The 16793-nt window shown below is 67.1% G+C and carries 13 protein-coding genes; 10 read left to right on the top strand and 3 right to left on the bottom strand.

Going from position 1 to position 16793, the window contains the following annotated elements:
* Positions 1-56: 56 nt before the first annotated feature.
* The gene (locus tag ACQY46_RS00510) at positions 57-1157 is read right to left on the bottom strand and encodes a DUF2336 domain-containing protein (RefSeq protein WP_428698380.1); all 1101 of its coding nucleotides are present in this window, start codon (positions 1155-1157) and stop codon (positions 57-59) included.
* A 179-nt stretch (positions 1158-1336) separates the two neighbouring features.
* Between ACQY46_RS00510 and ACQY46_RS00505 the strand changes: the two genes are divergently transcribed.
* From ACQY46_RS00505 to ACQY46_RS00485, 5 genes are all read left to right on the top strand, one after another.
* Positions 1337-2911: an aldehyde dehydrogenase (NADP(+)) gene (locus tag ACQY46_RS00505; RefSeq protein ID WP_428698379.1), complete on the top strand. Its 1575-nt coding sequence runs from the start codon at positions 1337-1339 to the stop codon at positions 2909-2911.
* Between the two features lie 135 nt (positions 2912-3046).
* A complete protein-coding gene (locus ACQY46_RS00500; RefSeq protein ID WP_428698378.1) occupies positions 3047-5521 on the top strand; it encodes a mechanosensitive ion channel domain-containing protein in 2475 nt (824 codons plus the stop codon).
* A gap of 39 nt (positions 5522-5560) precedes the next feature.
* On the top strand, positions 5561-5947 hold the full coding sequence (locus ACQY46_RS00495) for an ArsR/SmtB family transcription factor (protein ID WP_428698377.1): 387 nt from the start codon (positions 5561-5563) through the stop codon (positions 5945-5947).
* Positions 5944-6627, top strand: coding sequence for an aquaporin (locus tag ACQY46_RS00490; RefSeq protein WP_428698376.1), 684 nt, complete (start codon positions 5944-5946; stop codon positions 6625-6627). Before ACQY46_RS00495 ends, ACQY46_RS00490 begins: the two co-directional genes overlap by 4 nt.
* Positions 6624-7844: an MFS transporter gene (locus tag ACQY46_RS00485; protein ID WP_428698375.1), complete on the top strand. Its 1221-nt coding sequence runs from the start codon at positions 6624-6626 to the stop codon at positions 7842-7844. Before ACQY46_RS00490 ends, ACQY46_RS00485 begins: the two co-directional genes overlap by 4 nt.
* 9 nt (positions 7845-7853) lie before the next feature.
* Here ACQY46_RS00485 and ACQY46_RS00480 read toward each other — a convergent pair whose 3' ends face one another.
* Positions 7854-8591, bottom strand: coding sequence for a GntR family transcriptional regulator (locus ACQY46_RS00480; RefSeq protein WP_428698374.1), 738 nt, complete (start codon positions 8589-8591; stop codon positions 7854-7856).
* A gap of 140 nt (positions 8592-8731) precedes the next feature.
* On the opposite strand from ACQY46_RS00480, the gene ACQY46_RS00475 reads away from it, so the two are divergent.
* The 5 genes from ACQY46_RS00475 to ACQY46_RS00455 all read left to right on the top strand — a co-directional run bounded on the left by ACQY46_RS00475 (position 8732) and on the right by ACQY46_RS00455 (position 15807).
* Positions 8732-9625: a dihydrodipicolinate synthase family protein gene (locus ACQY46_RS00475; RefSeq protein ID WP_428698373.1), complete on the top strand. Its 894-nt coding sequence runs from the start codon at positions 8732-8734 to the stop codon at positions 9623-9625.
* A gap of 43 nt (positions 9626-9668) precedes the next feature.
* Complete coding sequence (locus tag ACQY46_RS00470) at positions 9669-10913, top strand: NAD(P)/FAD-dependent oxidoreductase (RefSeq protein ID WP_428698372.1); 1245 nt, start codon at positions 9669-9671, stop codon at positions 10911-10913.
* Between the two features lie 28 nt (positions 10914-10941).
* The gene (locus ACQY46_RS00465) at positions 10942-11973 is read left to right on the top strand and encodes a 4-hydroxyproline epimerase (protein ID WP_428698371.1); all 1032 of its coding nucleotides are present in this window, start codon (positions 10942-10944) and stop codon (positions 11971-11973) included.
* A 74-nt stretch (positions 11974-12047) separates the two neighbouring features.
* Entirely contained in the window at positions 12048-13160 is a 1113-nt protein-coding gene (locus ACQY46_RS00460) for an ATP-dependent DNA helicase (RefSeq protein ID WP_306029044.1), read from the top strand.
* A 127-nt stretch (positions 13161-13287) separates the two neighbouring features.
* Positions 13288-15807, top strand: a complete 2520-nt coding sequence (locus tag ACQY46_RS00455) for a Tex family protein (RefSeq protein WP_428698370.1) — start codon at positions 13288-13290, stop codon at positions 15805-15807.
* A 50-nt stretch (positions 15808-15857) separates the two neighbouring features.
* On the opposite strand, the gene ACQY46_RS00450 is transcribed toward ACQY46_RS00455, so the two are convergent.
* Positions 15858-16724 carry a 2-keto-4-pentenoate hydratase gene (locus ACQY46_RS00450; RefSeq protein WP_428698369.1) on the bottom strand — a complete coding sequence of 289 codons (867 nt, stop codon included), beginning with the start codon at positions 16722-16724 and terminating at the stop codon, positions 15858-15860.
* Between the last annotated feature and the right edge of the window lie 69 nt (positions 16725-16793).

Below are 16793 nucleotides of genomic sequence, written 5' to 3'. Positions count from 1 at the left end.
CACAGGTCGCCATAGCGTGGCCGGATGATTGCGCCGGGTGTCGCAAGAACGCCGTTTCAGCGATTGGGGCGGTGATCGCGCTTCTGGGGAGATGAGGACGGGCTCTTGTCTGAAGGGTCGCTTGACGAGGCGTCTTGCGTTGACCGGGCCGGCCTGGAGCGCCGGTATGCATCGAGCCAGCGCATGGCCTGGCTTTCGGGGATCCGCAGGTGCTTGCAGCGCAGATGGGCCAGAGCGAGAAAGACCTGGTCCGAGGTGCCGGCCGCGTGACAGAGCGAAATGAGTTCGTCGATGCCATCCTGGAAGACCGCCTTCTGGACGGCACCGAGGCTGCGACGGGTCTGCCGGGCAAGCAGGTCAAAGGCGTCGTTGGTGCGTCCCTCGGCAAGCAGGACCAGCAGCATGGAGCCGAGCCCGTAGTCGCCGGACTGGACGAGACGCCAGGCTTCCTCCACGTCGCAGGTTTCCATGAACAGGTTGAAGCGCCGCCGCATGTCCTGGCGCACGACGTCGGCCGCTGTCAACTCGCGCGGGTCCGCGCCGCTCATGATGGCCTCGAGCCGCACCCGGGTGCTGGCGTTGACATGCGGGATCAGCCATTCGCAGATCAGCGGGGTCAGATCAGAGCGCGCGGCCATCTTGTTGCGCAGCGGCATGTCGGAGAGCGAACGCTTGGCCAGCGTCCGCAGGGCCCAGTCGGACAGGTCGCTATTGGTGTTCTCCGCCACGGCGCGCCAGACCCTGGTGGGGCCCCGTTCGACCAGCGCGTCGGAGACCCGGCCGGGAAGGTCGGCCCGCCTGGCAACGGAGACAAGGTGGGATTGCGGCATCCGCCTGGCGATCTTGACCAGATCGGCCTCCGTCAGGGCGGGGCTGAGCTCAAGCATCGGCTGGGCGACGGTGATTTCGTCGGTGGCGAGGCGATAGGCAATGGGATGCGGTGTTTCGCTCCACGGCGCCATGCGCTGCGACAGGCGGGCGCGATCCTCGATCTGGCTGCCGTCCAGAAGTTTCATGATGACTTCGCAGAACAGGCGAAGCTCCTCGTCACTGTGATGCCCGACGCGGTCCAAAAAAAGGTCGGCGACGCGCTGCAACAACTTGCGGCGCGCCTCGCGGGTCGGATTGCGAGCGAGCTTCAACAGTTCGTTGAGCATCCAGTGTCCTTCTCAGGACGCGAAGGGTAACAGCCGCCCGTTACCAATCAGTTGCACTGAAATGACGGTCGCGTCGCTGATTTCACTCTGATATATCACATGTCGAAGTCATGTCGCACTTTTGGCGGCCTGCCGGTGCCCGGTGCGGGCGTACCCCGATATCAATCAAGGAGCCTATCATGCCAAGCGGCCAGCATCTCGTCGACGGAACCTGGATCGCGGGAACCGCCACCTTCCAGGCTGGCAATCCTGCCACCGGGGAGTTGCTTGCGCCCGCCTTCGCGGAGGCCGATGCAGCGGTTGTCGGCCATGCCGTGTCAGCGGCCGAGGCCGCCTTTGCCGACTATGCCGCCCGTCCGATCGCGGAGCGTGCCGCCTTTCTGCGCAGCATTGCCGGCGAAATGGAGGCGGCCGGTGCGGCGATCGTCGCGCGGGCACAGGCGGAAAGCGCCTTGCCGGAGGTGCGGCTGACCGGTGAACTCGGCCGAACCACCGGACAACTCCGGTTCTTCGCCGACTGGATTGAGGCCGGACATTGCTTCGATGCGCGGATCGACAAGGCCCTGCCGGAGCGCAAGCCGGCGCCGCGTCCCGATATCCGCTCCATCCTGCGCCCGATCGGGCCGGTGGCCGTCTTCGGAGCGTCGAATTTTCCGCTCGCCTTCTCGACCACTGGCGGCGACACGGCCTCCGCGCTGGCCGCCGGCTGTCCGGTCGTGGTCAAGGGGCACCCCTCTCATCCCGGGACGGCCGAACTGGTCGCCCGCGCCGTGCTGGCGGCGATCCATGCCTGCGGCATGCCGGCCGGCGTGTTCTCGCTGATCCAGGGCGCCGGGCACGCCTCGGGAGCTGCGCTGGTCGCCCATCCGCTGATCCAGGCGGTGGGGTTCACCGGCTCGCTGAAGGGCGGGCGGGCCCTCTTCGATATCGCTGTGACGCGGGCGCAGCCAATCCCCTTCTACGGGGAACTGGGCAGTATCAACCCGGTTTTCGCCCTGCCGGGCGCCCTTGCCGGGCGCGCAGCCGAGCATGGTGCGGCGTGGGCGCAGTCGCTGACGCTCGGGGTCGGCCAGTTCTGCACCAACCCCGGTGTCGTGGTGGCGCTGGACGGGGCGGATCTCGACACGTTCCTGGCGGCCGCGGACGAAGTTCTTGCCAAGGTGCCGGCGCAGCCGATGCTCAATGCCGGGATTGCCGGTGCCTATCGTCGCGCGGTCGAGACGCGCGAGCGGGGCGGGGAGGCCAGCCGCCGGGATCAGGCGGGCGGGCCGGCAGGGGACGGCTGCCATGTGGCGCCTGCCGTGTTTGAAACCAGCGCGTCGGCGTTCCTCGCCGGGTCGGACCTTCATGAGGAAGTGTTCGGCCCGGCCGCGCTGGTGGTGCGCTGCCGGGATGAGGGCGAGCGTGCGGCGGTGGCTGCAGCGCTCGAGGGACAGCTGACGGCGACGCTGCTGATGGAGGACGCCGACACACGGATTGCACGCGCATTGCTGCCAGTGCTGGAGCGCAAGGCGGGGCGGCTGCTCGTCAACGGTTATTCCACAGGTGTGGAAGTGTGCCACGCGATGATGCATGGCGGCCCCTATCCGGCCTCCACCGACACCCGCTCGACCTCGGTCGGATCGCGGGCGATCCTGCGCTTCCTGCGGCCTGTCGCCTATCAGAACATGCCGGCACCGCTGTTGCCGGAAGGACTTGGCGATGCGGATCGTGGCCCGCGTCTGGTTGACGGGACGGCTCTATCGGATAGGTAAGAAGGAGAATTCAAGGGTTCGCGCGCCGGGTGCGGACCCGCCACAGTGCCGCGATCCGCGTGCTCCTCGGCTGCGCCCTGTCCCCGGCGGCGGGCAGGAGCGCCGGGCAGGAGCGGCGGGCAACCAGGAGACTGCATGCTCCCCTTCGGTCGCTTTGTCCCCGCCACCGTCCCGCATTGGCTCGCACCCGTTGCCGGACTGTTGCTGACAGCCCTGATCGCCCTCGCCTGGACAGGGCCTTCCGTTGCCCAGTCGACAGGGCAGGACACTGCGACACCCACGGCCCCCGCTGCCGCTTCTCCCGAACAGGGCGCGGATGCGCTGATCCGGTTGCTGCAGGATCCCGGCGCGCGCGACGCGCTCATCGACTATCTGCGCCGCCAGCCGGCGCAGTCCGGTGGCGAAACGGCCCCCGCAGCCGGCCCCGCGGCAGATGCACCCGCGGAGACCGCCGCCGGAGAAACGACCGGCGATGCCGCCGTGGCGGAGGCGGAAGCCGCGGTGGAAACGGCGGAGCGCCAACCGACCCATATTGCGGTCCGGATCGCTGTGGCGACGCAGGACTTCCTGCGCGAGGGGCTGACATATGCCGAGCGCATCACCCGCGCCTTCACCTCGCTACCGACCGCGCTGTCCTACAGTGCAGGTGCGAACTGGGAGCGCGTTCAGGGGATCGTCCTGCGGCTTCTTGTCATCGCCTCCGTGGTTTTCGTCATCGTCTTCGGCCTGCGGCGGATCGCCGATGGCGTTTTCGCAAGGCTGACAGGTGGCGGCGAAAGCACGAAGATCGTGCGCCGGGTGATCCTGCTGCTGCTGAGGGCCGTGATCGAGGCGGCGGTGGTTGCCATCGCGATCGCCGCGGGCTACGCGGTCGCCGTCTATGCAAGCGGCAGTGCGGGCAAGGTGGAGCTGGTCGAATCGCTCTTCCTGAACGCCTTCTTCCTGGTCCAGGTGGCGAAGGTCGCGACGCGCTTCGCGCTCAGCCCGAAGTTCAGCGCGCTGCGCCTGGTGCCGCTGGACGATAGCCAGGCGCTCTACTGGCGCCGCTGGCTGTTCGCCATCTACAACCTGCTTGGCTACGGTACGATGGTCGTGGTGCCGCTTGTGTCGCGCAACATCTCCTTCCTGCTGGCGGATTCCGTGCGGATGATGATCGTGCTGGCAAGTGTTGCGCTCGCCATCGTCGCCATCATGCGCAACCGGCAGGCGACCCGCGACCGCATCCTGTCCTATGCCGAGAACCAGTCCAACGTGTTCACCTCCGGTCTTGTCGAGGTGGCTGGGCGAACATGGCACGTGGCGGCGATCCTCTATGTGCTGCTGCTGCTCTCGGTGTGGCTGTCCCGGCCGTTCGATGCCACCACCTTCATGGTGCGGGCGACCGCGTTGTCGGTGCTGACCGTGATGGCGGGAACCATCGTCTCGCTGGTCCTGACGAGGGCTATCATCGGGGGAGTGCGCCTGCCGCAAACGGTGCATGAGCGGATGCCGCTGCTGGAGCGGCGGCTCAACACTTTCGTGCCACGCGTGCTCTCTTTCGTTCGCTTTGGCGTTTTCGTCGGCGTCGTGATCGGCATCCTGCATGCGTGGGGTGCTGTCGATGTGCTGACCTGGTTTGGTTCCGACGACGGGCGCGACTGGGTCGGGCGTTCCGCGTCGGCGGGCATTGTCGTGCTGGTCGGCTTCCTGATCTGGCTCGGGGTGATGTCCTGGGTGGATCTGCGCATGAACCCGCGCGGACGGCTGCCGACTTCGCGGGAGAAGACGTTGTTCGGCCTGTTCCGCAACGCCTTCTCGATCCTGCTGGTGGTGATGATCACGCTGCTGGCGCTGTCCGAGATCGGTGTCAATATCGGCCCGCTGATCGCCGGTGCCGGTGTCTTCGGCCTGGCGATCTCCTTCGGTTCGCAGAAGCTTGTGCAGGACATCATCACCGGCGCCTTCATCCAGTTCGAGAACGCGATGAACGAAGGCGATGTGGTGACGCTCGGCGGCGTGACGGGGACGGTGGAGAAACTCACCATCCGCTCCGTGCGGCTGCGCGATCTCGACGGCACGGCGCATATGATCCCGTTCTCCACGGTCGACCGGGTCGCCAACTTCATGCGTGGCTGGGCCTATCACGTGGCGGTCATCGGCGTTGCCTATGACAGCGACCTGAGCGAGGTGAAGATGGCGATGCATGTTGCCTTCGACCGTCTCAAGGCAGGCGATCTGGCGTCGGAAATCCTGGAGCCGCTGGAGATGCACGGCGTCACGGCCTTCGGCGACAGCGCGATCACGGTGCGTGCGCGCATCAAGACGCGGCCGGGGTCTCAATGGTCGGTGGGCCGGGCCTACAACGAGCATATCAAAACCGTGTTCGACGAGCGCGGCATCGAGATCCCGTTCCCGCAGGTGACCTACCACGCTCCGCCGTCATCCGTTCCGCCCGCGGCCGTGGCGCTGACCGCTGCCGCGACTGCCGATGCGCAGTCGGCCGGCGCGGCGGACGACGGCAAGACCGTCGACCTGCCGGCGGAGGAGGCACCGGTAGCGCCGAAGCCGGCGAAACGCGCTTCGCGGCCGCGCAAGCGCCAGCAGGACATCCCGTCCGAAGACGAGCTCTAACCCCGTCCGGCGCCTCATTTCGGAGGGGGTGGAACGGGCTTGCGCTTCACCCATCAATTCGATAAATCTCGAATTATGGAAAAGATGGATGCCATCGCGGCGCTCAGCGCCCTTGGACAGGAAACGCGCCTCGACGTTTTCCGGATGCTGGTGCGCGCCGGGCCGGGCGGGATTGCCGCCGGCGACCTGGCGGAACGTCTCGGGGTGCGGTCGAACACGCTGTCGACCCATCTTGCCGTTCTGGTCCGTGCCGGTCTCATCGCATCCGAACGCGAGGGGCGGACGATCCTCTATCGCGCGGAGTTTGACGGAGCCCGCGCGCTGATCGGCTTTCTCGTCGGCGACTGCTGTGCCGACAGGCCGGAGCTTTGTGCCCCGTTCATCGCCGGATTGCCCGGAGCTTTGCCAGTGAAGGCCGGATCATGACGACACTGACGCTCTCCCGCCGCCTGTTCGCCGAGGCTCTGGGCACGCTCCTGCTTGTCGCCACCGTCGTCGGATCCGGGATCATGGCAGACCGGCTGAGCGCCGACACGGCGGTCTCGCTTCTTGGCAACACATTGCCGACGGGGGCGATCCTCGTTGTGCTGATCACCATCCTCGGGCCGGTCTCGGGCGCCCATTTCAATCCGGCCGTGACCCTGGTTTTCTGGATCAGGCGCGAGCTTGCCTCGCGCGAGGCCATGGCCTACGCGACGGCGCAGATTGCCGGCGGACTGGCCGGGACGGTTCTCGCACACGCGATGTTCGAGCTGCCGCTGGTGCAGGTGTCGCAGACGGTGCGCAGCGGTACGGGTCAATGGGTGGCGGAGATTGTCGCGACATTCGGCCTGCTGGCGGCGATCCTCGGCGGACTGAAGCATGCGCGCCAGGCGGTGCCCTGGCTTGTCGGGCTCTACATCACCGCCGCCTACTGGTTCACCGCCTCGACCTCCTTCGCCAATCCGGCTGTCGCCATCGCACGTGCCGCCAGCGATACGTTCGCAGGCATCCGTCCGTTGGACGTGCCGGCCTTCGTGCTGTGCCAGGCCGGAGGCGCCGTGCTGGCGCTTGCCGTGATGTCGTGGCTTCTGGGAGACCCTGTCAGGGATCCGGAGGCTGCGTGAAACCTTCCGTTCGCGCGGTCGCGCTGCTCGGCCTCACGCAAATCCTCGGGTACGGGACGCTGTTCTATGCGGTGGTTCTGACGGCACCGCGCATCGCCGAAACCTTTGGCTGGTCCAAGGCAACGGGGCTTGGCGGCTTCTCGCTCGGGCTTCTGGTCGCGGGCCTCGCATCGCCGCGCGTCGGCGCGATGATCGAGGTTCATGGCGGGCGCAAGGTGATGGCAGCCGGATCGCTGGTCGCGACCTTGGGGCTGGCGGCAATGTCAGTCGTCAACGGCCTCGCAGGCTATCTCGCGGTGTGGGCCCTGCTGGGGCTCGCCATGTCGATGACGCTCTACGATCCCGCCTTCGCAACGCTCGGCCGGCTGTTCGGGGCGGCGGCACGCACCCGGATCACGGCGCTGACGCTGATCGCCGGTTTCGCCTCGACGCTCTCCTGGCCTGTTACACTGTGGCTCGTCGAGACCGTTGGCTGGAGGGGCGCCTATCTCGCGTTCGCCGCCGCCACGCTGCTGCTTGCCCTGCCGGCCCATCTGCTGCTGCCGCGCGAGGGGAGCGTGCAGCCGGACATCCCGCCGGCGGAGGCCGGACAGGCTTCAGCGATCGACCCGCCCGCCACCGGCAGTCTCGAGGCCGGTATTCGGCGCAAGGTTTTCCTGCTGCTCGCCCTGTCGTTCTCCTGCAACGCTTTCCTTTTCATCGGACTTTCCGCGCATCTTCTGGCTGCGCTGATCGCGCTCGGCCTGCCGGCGGTGACGGCGGTGGCGGTGGGAACCCTGATCGGGCCCGCGCAGGTGGGGGCCCGCGTGATCGAACTGGCCTTTGCCCGCAAGACGCATCCGCTCGGTGTGGCGCTGGTGTCGGCCGGCCTGATCCCGCTCGCTTTCGCCGTGCTGGTGTTCGCAGGTGTGGAGCCGGTGCCTGCGGCCGTCTTCGCCGTCATCTATGGCGGGTCGAACGGATTGGTGACGATCGTGCGCGGCACCTTGCCTCTGGCGCTTTTCGGAGCCGATGGCTATGCGCGATTGCTCGGGCGGATCGCGCGGCCGGCGCTGATCGTCGGGGCGGCGGCTCCCTTTGCAATCGGTGCCGTGATCGACGCGGGCGGCCCGGCGGCGGGCCTGACCCTCGCATTCGTCGCCGGGTGCCTGTCGTTTTCGGCGCTGGCCGGGATTGCCGTGCTGTTGCGCCAGCGCTGTTCGTTTGTGGTCCGTTAGGAGACCGGCTCAGCCGGATGAGCCAAGGGCGGGCATGCCGGTCGAGGCGAGGGTCATCGCCTGGCGGCGGAGATAATGCATGAGGTCGTCGGCCTTGCCGCGCGCCGCGGCGACGTCGCCGTCCGCTACCGCCTGCATCAGCTCCATATGATGCCAGGCAGCGGAGTTGAGGTCGGTCTCGCCGAAATAGCGGAACCAGAAACGGCGCGAGTGGGTTTGCAGCGGGGCGACCACGCGGGCGGCGAAGGGATTGCAGGCGGCGACCGCGACAATCTCGTCGAAGGTCTTGTCCTGCCGCATGAAGTCCTCGACATCGCCGCGTGCGGCGGCGTCCCGCATGGCGCGGGCACAGTCGGCCAGACCGTCGCGTTCGGCACGGCTGGCAAGATGCGCGGCCGCTCCCGTCAGAAGCAGTTCGAGTGCGTGGCGGGCATCCAGAACGCGGCCGAAATCGCCCGGATTTATATCGGCGACAAGAATGCCGAGGCGCGGGCGGATGGTGACCAGTCCCTCCCAGGCCAGGCGCTGGATCGCCTCGCGTATCGGGGTGCGACCCATTTCGAGCAGTGCGGCAAGCCGGTTCTCGGTGATTGCCGCGCCGGGGAGAAGGCGCAAGGTGACGATCTGTTCTTCAAGAGCCCGGTAGGCCCGCGCCGCCCGGCTTTCCTCGTTGGCGCCGTCGTCCGATGCCACGGGCTGCCCGTTGCCGTTGTCGAGGGCGGTCGCCACGGTGTGCTCGGGGGGCATCCTTGTCTCCTGCTGCTCTTTGCCGGCATCGCGATGCGTGCTGCTCAATATTGATATATCAGTTGTTGACAGAAAGAAAGTCACGTGAAAATGTGGCTTCAGCTTCTGATATATCAGTTGACGGCAAGGAGTATCCGATCATGTGGCAGGGCGTCTTTCCGGCGGTAACGACCAAGTTCACCGATGATGACAGGCTCGACAGGGCCGAGATGGAGCGCTGTTTTGCGTTGCAGGTGGAGGCCGGCGTCGACGGCCTGATCGTGTGCGGTTCACTTGGCGAGGCAATGGCGCTGGAGCCGGAGGAAAAGCTCGAGATCCTGGCGATCGCGAAGTCGGTTTCCAGTGGTCGTCCGGTGCTGATGACCGTCTGCGAGAGTTCGACCAGGCGGGCCGTTTCGGCGGCGCAGGCGGCGGCGAAGGCCGGCGCCGACGGGTTGATGGTGCTGCCGGGCGTTCCCTACAAGTCGGCGCCGCACGAGACGGTAGCCCACCTGCTGGCCGTGACACGTGCCGCCGGCGTGCCGACGATGATCTACAACAATCCGGTGGCTTACGGCGTCGATGTGACCCAGCCGATGTTCGAGGCGCTCGCCGTCGAGCCGCTGGTCGTGGCGATGAAGGAATCCACCGACGACATCCGCAGGGTCAGCGAGGTGATCTCGCATTTCGGCGATCGTTTCGACGTCTTCACCGGTGTCGACAACCTGGCGCTGGAAAGTCTCGTGATGGGCGCAACCGGCTGGGTTGCCGGCCTCGTCGTCGCCTTTCCGAAGGAGACGGTGGCGATCTGGAAGCTTGCCCAGGCCGGGCGCATCGAGGAAGCGCGTGCGATCTACCGGTGGTTCCGCCCCTTGCTCGATCTCGATGTCTCGACCAATCTGGTCCAGAACATCAAGCGCGCCGAGGTCCATGCGATCCGGTCGAACGACCGTTGCCGAGCGCCGCGCATGGCGCTCAGCGGGGCGGAGTCCGAGCGGGTGGACGCGGTGATCCGCGCTGCGCTCGATTGCCGGCCGGCCCTGCCCAACGTCTGATGCACCGGCGGCGCATCATCGCATCGAGGTCTGACAGCGCATCATGAGCGATCTGCCCCATGTGACCATTCTGGGCGCCGGCATCATCGGCCTTGCCACGGCGGCAACGCTGCTGGGGCGCGGTCATGCCGTCACGGTGATCGACCGGGGAGACCCGGGCGGCGCGACCTCGCGCGGCAACGCGGCCGGCATTGCCTGGACGGATGTCGCGCCCTTGGCTTCGCCCGGGATCTGGCGCAAGGCGCCAGGCTGGCTGCTCGATCCGCTCGGTCCGCTGTCGCTGCGTCCCTCCTACGCGGTTTCGATCCTGCCCTGGATGCTGCGCTTCATGGGGGCCTCGCGGCCGGCCAACTGGCGGAAGTCGGTTTCCGCCATTGCCGCGCTGAACGCTGCAGCCGTGCCTGCATGGGAGCGGTTGTGGAGCGAGACGGGAAGCGGGGCACGGGTGCGCCGCGAGGGATGCCTCGATGTGTTCGACAAGCAGCGGGAGATCGCGGGTGCGCGTGCCGGTTGGCAATTGCAGCGCGATCACGGCATCGAGGTGCGGGAACTCTCCGGCGACGAGATGCGCGAGATGGAGCCGGATCTCGGGTCGAGTGTCGCGGGAGGGGCATTTGTCCCGGGCTGGATGCATCTCGACGATCCGCATGGAATGTGCCTCGACCTGGCCGCCCATGTACGGGCACGCGGCGGCGTGATCGAGGATGGCGAGGCCGTGTGCGTCGGGCGCAGCGGTGACGGTCTGCTGCTGCGCATGCGCGAGGGGCCGGTCCGGCATGCCGGGCAACTTGTGGTCGCCTGCGGAGCATGGTCGCGCCGGTTCGCCTCGAAACTCGGCGAGGATGTGCCGCTCGACACCGAGCGGGGGTACAACATCACTGTTCCCGAACCGGGCGTTTCCTTCCGGCGCTTCGTCATGCTGGCCGGCTACGGGTTCGTGCTGTCGCCGATCCAGGCGGGCCTGCGCATTGGTGGCGCGGTGGAATTCGCAGGGCTCGATGCCGAGCCGAACTGGAAGCGGGTGGATGCGCTGGTGACAAGGGCGAAACGCGTGGTGCCGGGACTGCAGGCGGATCGCGGCGAGCGCTGGATGGGGTTTCGTCCGTCGATGCCCGACAGCCTGCCGGTGATCTCCGCCAGCCGCACGACACCGGGCGTCACTTATGCTTTCGGCCATGCGCATCACGGCTTGACGCAGGCCGCCGTTACCGGCGATCTGGTCGCCGACCTGATCGCCGGAAAAAAGCCGGAGATCGACCTTTCGCCCTACGCCATCGACCGGTTCTGACATCCGGTCTCCATCCGGGGAGTTCATCGTGGCCCGCCACACGTTCTTCTGCATCGACGGCCACACTTGCGGCAATCCCGTGCGCCTTGTCGCCGGCGGCGGTCCGCAGCTTGCCGGTGACAGCATGCTGGCGCGGCGCGCCGATTTTCTCGCCCGCCATGACTGGATCCGGACCGGCCTGATGTTCGAGCCGCGCGGTCACGACATGATGTCCGGCTCGATCCTCTATCCCCCGACGCGGCCCGATTGCGATATAGGGGTCCTTTATATCGAGACCTCGGGCTGTCTGCCGATGTGCGGACACGGAACCATCGGCACGGTGACGATGGCGATCGAGGAAGGCTTGCTGCGGCCGGCGATACCCGGAACTGCGCGGCTGGAAACCCCGGCGGGTCTCGTTATCGCCGACTACGAGACGGACGGCGAGCATGTGAAGAGTGTGCGCCTGACCAATGTGCCCTCCTTCCTTGCGGCGCGCGATCTGGAGATCGACTGCCCGGAATTTGGCCGGCTACGGTTCGATGTCGCCTATGGCGGCAACTTCTACGCGATCATCGAACCACAGGAGAATTTCGCCGGTGTCGGCTCGGTGGAGATCGACCGGCTTGTGGCGGCCAGTCCCGCTCTCCGCGTGGCGTTGAACGAGACCTACGAGATGGTCCATCCCGAAGACGCCCGCATTCGCGGCATCACGCATATCCAGTGGACGGGGCCTGCGATGCAGCCCGGGGCGGATGCGCGCAACGCGGTCTTCTACGGCGACAAGGCGATCGACCGGAGCCCGTGCGGCACCGGAACCTCGGCCCGCCTCGCCCAGTTGCACGCACGCGGACATCTGAAAACCGGTGATCGTTTCGTGCATGAAAGCGTTATCGGCTCGCTCTTCACCGGCGGGATCAAGGAGGAGACAACGGTGGGCGGTGTGCCCGGCATCGTTCCGACCATTGAGGGCTGGGCAGTGAAGACCGGGACGTCGACGATCACGCTCGACGAACGCGATCCCTACATGGCCGGCTTTTCCGTTACCGGCACGGGCGTGAAGCTCTATCCGCGGCCGTGAAAAGCCCTGTGTTGCGGGTGCCATTTCGCGCGCCGAAGCTGTAGACAGGGAGCGAACCAAACGGGAATCGCTTCATGGACTGGTCTCCCCAGCAACAGGATGCGCTTGCTGAAACGGCGCGCTGGCTGAAAACGCGCGACAAGCAGGTGTTCCGTCTTTTCGGCTATGCCGGAACGGGCAAGACGACACTTGCCCGGCATCTGGCCGAAGGTCTTGATGGAGATGTCGCCTTCGGCGCATTTACAGGCAAGGCGGCGCATGTGCTGCGCCAGAAGGGCTGCGTCGACGCCACCACGATCCATGCGATGATCTACCGGCCGCGCGGCCGCAAGGACGACACGGAGGAGGAGGAGGGCTCGCTCAGCTTCTCCATCAACCGGGACAGTGTCGCGGCGAAGGCCAAGCTGATCGTCATCGACGAATGCTCGATGGTGGACGAGGATCTTGGCCGGGACCTGCTCTCCTTCGGGACGCCGGTGCTGGTGCTCGGCGATCCGGCGCAGCTTCCCCCGGTCAAGGGCGGCGGCTTTTTCACCGAGGCGGAGCCCGACATCATGCTGTCGGAGGTGCACCGGCAGGCGCGCGACAACCCGATTGTCCACATGTCGATGCTGATCCGCGAGGGCGGCGACCTGACGCCGGGTCGTTACGGCGACAGCCGGATCATCTCCCGGCGGGAGATCGATGCGGGTGCGATCCTGGCCGCCGATCAGGTGCTGGTCGGAACCAACAAGACACGGCGGCTCTACAACGGGCGCATCCGCGAGCTGAAAGGGTTCACCACGCCGATGCCGGCAGTGGGCGACAAGCTCGTGTGCCTGCGCAACGACAAGACCAAGGGGCTGCTGAACGGCGGGCTGTGGACCGTCGACCGGTTGCGGCCGGCGCGGGGCAACACGCTGCGCTTCGACGTGCGCCCGGAAGACGAGGCGGGCGGCAAGTCCAAGGTTCAGGTCAAGGTGCTGCCGGGTCTTTTCGAGGAAGGTGCCGAACAACTCCCCTATGCGATACGCCGGCGCTCCGACGAGTTCGATTACGGCTATGCCCTGACGGTTCACAAGGCACAGGGCTCGCAGTGGGACGATGTGGTGCTGTTCGACGAGAGCTGGGCCTTTCGCGAATACCGCGACCGTTGGCTCTACACGGCCGTGACGCGCGCCGCGCACACGATCACCGTCGTGCGCTGAGCGGCCCCGCGCCTGTGGGCAATCGGGTGCAGGAGTGGCGTCCCATCGCGGCGGGGCGTATGGTGCGCGCCCGCCCGCGCTCGTTGCCGAGACGGGCGCAAGACCGCCAGCCCGTACGGATGCCCGCATGACAGATCCCTATACTGACGCCCCAGAGACCTCTGCCTCTCCCTCCGCTTCGGGTACGAAGGCAGCCTTGCCGCCGGCGGTGGCCGCGAAGATCGCGGGCCGTATCGCGGGTGAGCTCTCCTGCCGGCCGGAGCAGGTCAAGGCGACGGTGGAGCTGCTCGACGGCGGTGCGACGGTGCCTTTCGTCGCGCGCTATCGCAAGGAAGCGACCGGCGGACTGGACGACACGCAGTTGCGTACGCTGGAGGAGCGGCTCACCTATCTGCGGGAGATGGAGGAGCGGCGTGCGGCGATCCTGAAATCCGTCGATGAGCAGGGCAAGCTCGACGCGGACCTGAGCACGAAGATCCTTGCCGCCGATACCAAGGCGCAGCTTGAGGATCTCTATCTCCCCTTCAAGAAGAAGCGGCGGACCAAGGCGCAGATCGCCCGCGAGGCAGGGCTTGAGCCTCTGGCGGATGCGCTTCTCGGCGATCCCGCCCGCGATCCTCAGAAGGAAGCGGCCGGGTTCATCGATGCCGACAAGGGGGTTGCCGACGAGAAGGCGGCTCTCGATGGCGCCAGGCAGATCCTGATGGAAAGGTTCTCCGAGAATGCCGCCCTTGTCGGGCGGCTGCGTTCTCATCTGGCGCGCGGCGGCGTGCTGCGCTCGCGGGTTGTCGACGGGCAGGCGGAGGCAGGCGCCAAGTTCGCCGACTATTTCGATTATCGCGAGAAATGGGCCGACGTTCCCAGTCATCGAGCCCTGGCGCTGCTGCGCGGGCGCAACGAGGGTGTGCTGGCTCTGGAACTCGTCGTCGACGAGGAGGACAGCGACCCGGTCAGGCCGGTGGAGCGCATGGTGATGCATGCCGCCGGCATCGAGGTGCGAGGCCGTCCGGCGGACAAGTGGCTTGCAGAGACCGCACGCTGGGCCTGGCGGGTCAAGCTGTCGCTGCACCTGGAACTCGACCTGATGAACACGCTGCGGGAGCGGGCCGAGGACGAGGCGATCCACGTCTTCGCCCGCAATCTGAAAGACCTGCTGCTGGCCGCACCCGCCGGCCACAAGGCGGTGCTCGGCTTAGACCCGGGCATCCGGACGGGCGTCAAGGTGGCCGTCGTCGATGCCACCGGCAAGCTGGTGGAGACGGCGACCGTCTATCCGTTTCAGCCGCGTAACGACGTGTCTGGTGCCAAGGCGGTGCTCAAGGCGCTGATCGCCCGGCACGGGACCACGCTCGTGGCCATCGGCAACGGCACCGCGAGCCGGGAGACCGACAGGCTTGTCGCCGAACTGATGACGGAGGTCCCTGACGCGCAGCTGACGCGCGTCATCGTCAACGAGGCCGGCGCCTCGATCTATTCGGCCAGCGCGCAGGCAGCACGCGAGCTTCCCGATGTCGACGTGTCGCTGCGCGGCGCGGCCTCGATCGCGCGGCGACTTCAGGACCCACTTGCCGAGCTGGTGAAGATCGAACCGAAGTCGATCGGCGTCGGCCAGTACCAGCATGACGTCAACCAGACGAAGCTTGCCCGCTCGCTCGATGCGGTCGTCGAGGATGCGGTGAATGCGGTCGGTGTCGATCTCAACACCGCGTCGGTTGCGCTGCTTGGCCGGGTGTCAGGCCTTTCCGCAGGGCTGGCGGAAGCGGTCGTCGCGCATCGCGAGGCCAATGGCGCGTTTCGGGACCGCAAGGCGCTGCTGAAGGTCGCAAGGCTGGGGCCGAAGGCCTTCGAGCAATGCGCCGGGTTCCTGCGGGTTCCGGGTGGGGACAATCCGCTTGATGCCTCATCCGTGCATCCCGAAGCCTATCCGGTGGCAAGCCGTATCGTGAAGGCTTGCGGGCGGCCGATGGCCGAAGTGATGGGCAATGCGGGGCTGTTGAAGACGCTCGATCCGGCCGATTTCGTCGACGACGCCTTCGGCCTGCCGACGGTGCGCGACATCCTGGCGGAGCTGGAGAAGCCGGGACGCGACCCGCGCCCGGAGTTCAAGACGGCGCGGCTTGCCGAGGGCATCGAGACGATGAGCGACCTGAGGCCCGGCATGGGGCTCGAGGGTACGGTCACCAACGTCACGAACTTCGGTGCTTTCGTCGATATCGGCGTTCATCAGGACGGACTGGTCCACGTCTCCCAGATCGCCGACCGGTTTGTGAAGGATCCGGCAGAGGTCGTGAAGGCGGGCGACATCGTGCGTGTGCGGGTGGTCGAGGTCGACATGGCGCGCAAGCGGATCGCGCTGACGATGCGCAAGGATGGCGGGGCGGAAGCCGGTCAGCCGGGCGGGCGCGGCGCAGGACCGGGCCACAATCCGCGCGGCAACGACCCGAGAGGCGGTGGGCCGAGAGGCGGTGGGCCAAGGGGAGACGGGCCGCGAGGCGGCGGACCTGGTGGCGGCGCGCCCAAGGGGGGCGGCCCGAAAGGCGGAGGACGCTCCGGAGGCGGTGCCTCGCAGGGCGGCGGCTCGCAAGGGGGAGGCGACGGCGCGATGGCCGCCGCCCTTGCGGCCGCCTTCAACAAGAAGAAGCGCTGAACGGGGGAAGGACCCGGGACGTCGGGTCCTTCCGCTGATCGACTGGCGGGCTACTTGAACGACGCGCCGATCTTCGGCGTGCCGGGCAGTCCCTCATAGGCGAGCGTCACGCTCATGCCCGGCTTCATCGGATGGAGCGGGCCGATCGAGCCGACGGAGACAAGGTCTCCCGGCTTCAGCGCCTTGCCCTGCGCCTTGAGGACGCCCGCGATCCACGTCACCGCGTTGAGTGGATGGCCGAGAACCGCTTTGCCGGGAGCGGCCGAAAGCGTCTCGCCAGTGGCGTCGTCGGTGAGGCGGGCGGTAAACCCGGCGAGCATCGCAACGCCCTCCGCGCCTTGGGGCAGGACGATCAACTCGCCCATGACGCCGCGCCAGGCTCCGACATTGATGGAAGTGATCGCCGCGCCGTCGAGTTTCTCGTCCTTGCCGACGACCAGGGCGGGAAGCTCCAGGAACGGGCGGACGCCGGCGATCGAGGCCAGAACCTCCTCAGGCGTGGATGCCTCGTTCACCGCCGCATCGGAAATCTCGACGATGAGATCCGCCTCGTAAAGCGCGCGAACGGCATCGGACGGGCTGACACTCGCGCCGGGTTCCAGGATCATGCCCTTCAGCAACGTGCCGAAGACCGGCTCGCTGACGCCAAAGATCTCCTGTGACTTTGGCGAGGTCAGGCCTGCCTTGTAGCCGACCACCGGGCCGAGGTCCGCGGACAACCGGGCGACGATCTTTTCCTGCGCGCACAGCGCGTCGGCAATCGAGCCACCGGCCGCGACAGGTGCCGTGGTCGGCCGCGCGGCGGCACGCTCGGCGAGGAACGCATCGATTGCGGCGTCGTCCGGGCATGCGGCAAACGCCGGCGCGGAAACGAGAAACGAGGTGGCAAGCGCAAGTGTGACGACGGATGCGCGCATATGCGAAATTCCTCCCGATGAGCATGTTGTTCCGCGCGCCAGAGTGCCGAGCGCCGGACCCGGTGGCAA

It is taken from the genome of Stappia sp. (assembly GCF_965276915.1).
Taxonomy (GTDB): domain Bacteria; phylum Pseudomonadota; class Alphaproteobacteria; order Rhizobiales; family Stappiaceae; genus Stappia.
The sequence above is the reverse complement of the archived record's forward strand: the minus strand, read 5'-3'. Positions and strand labels throughout refer to the sequence as shown.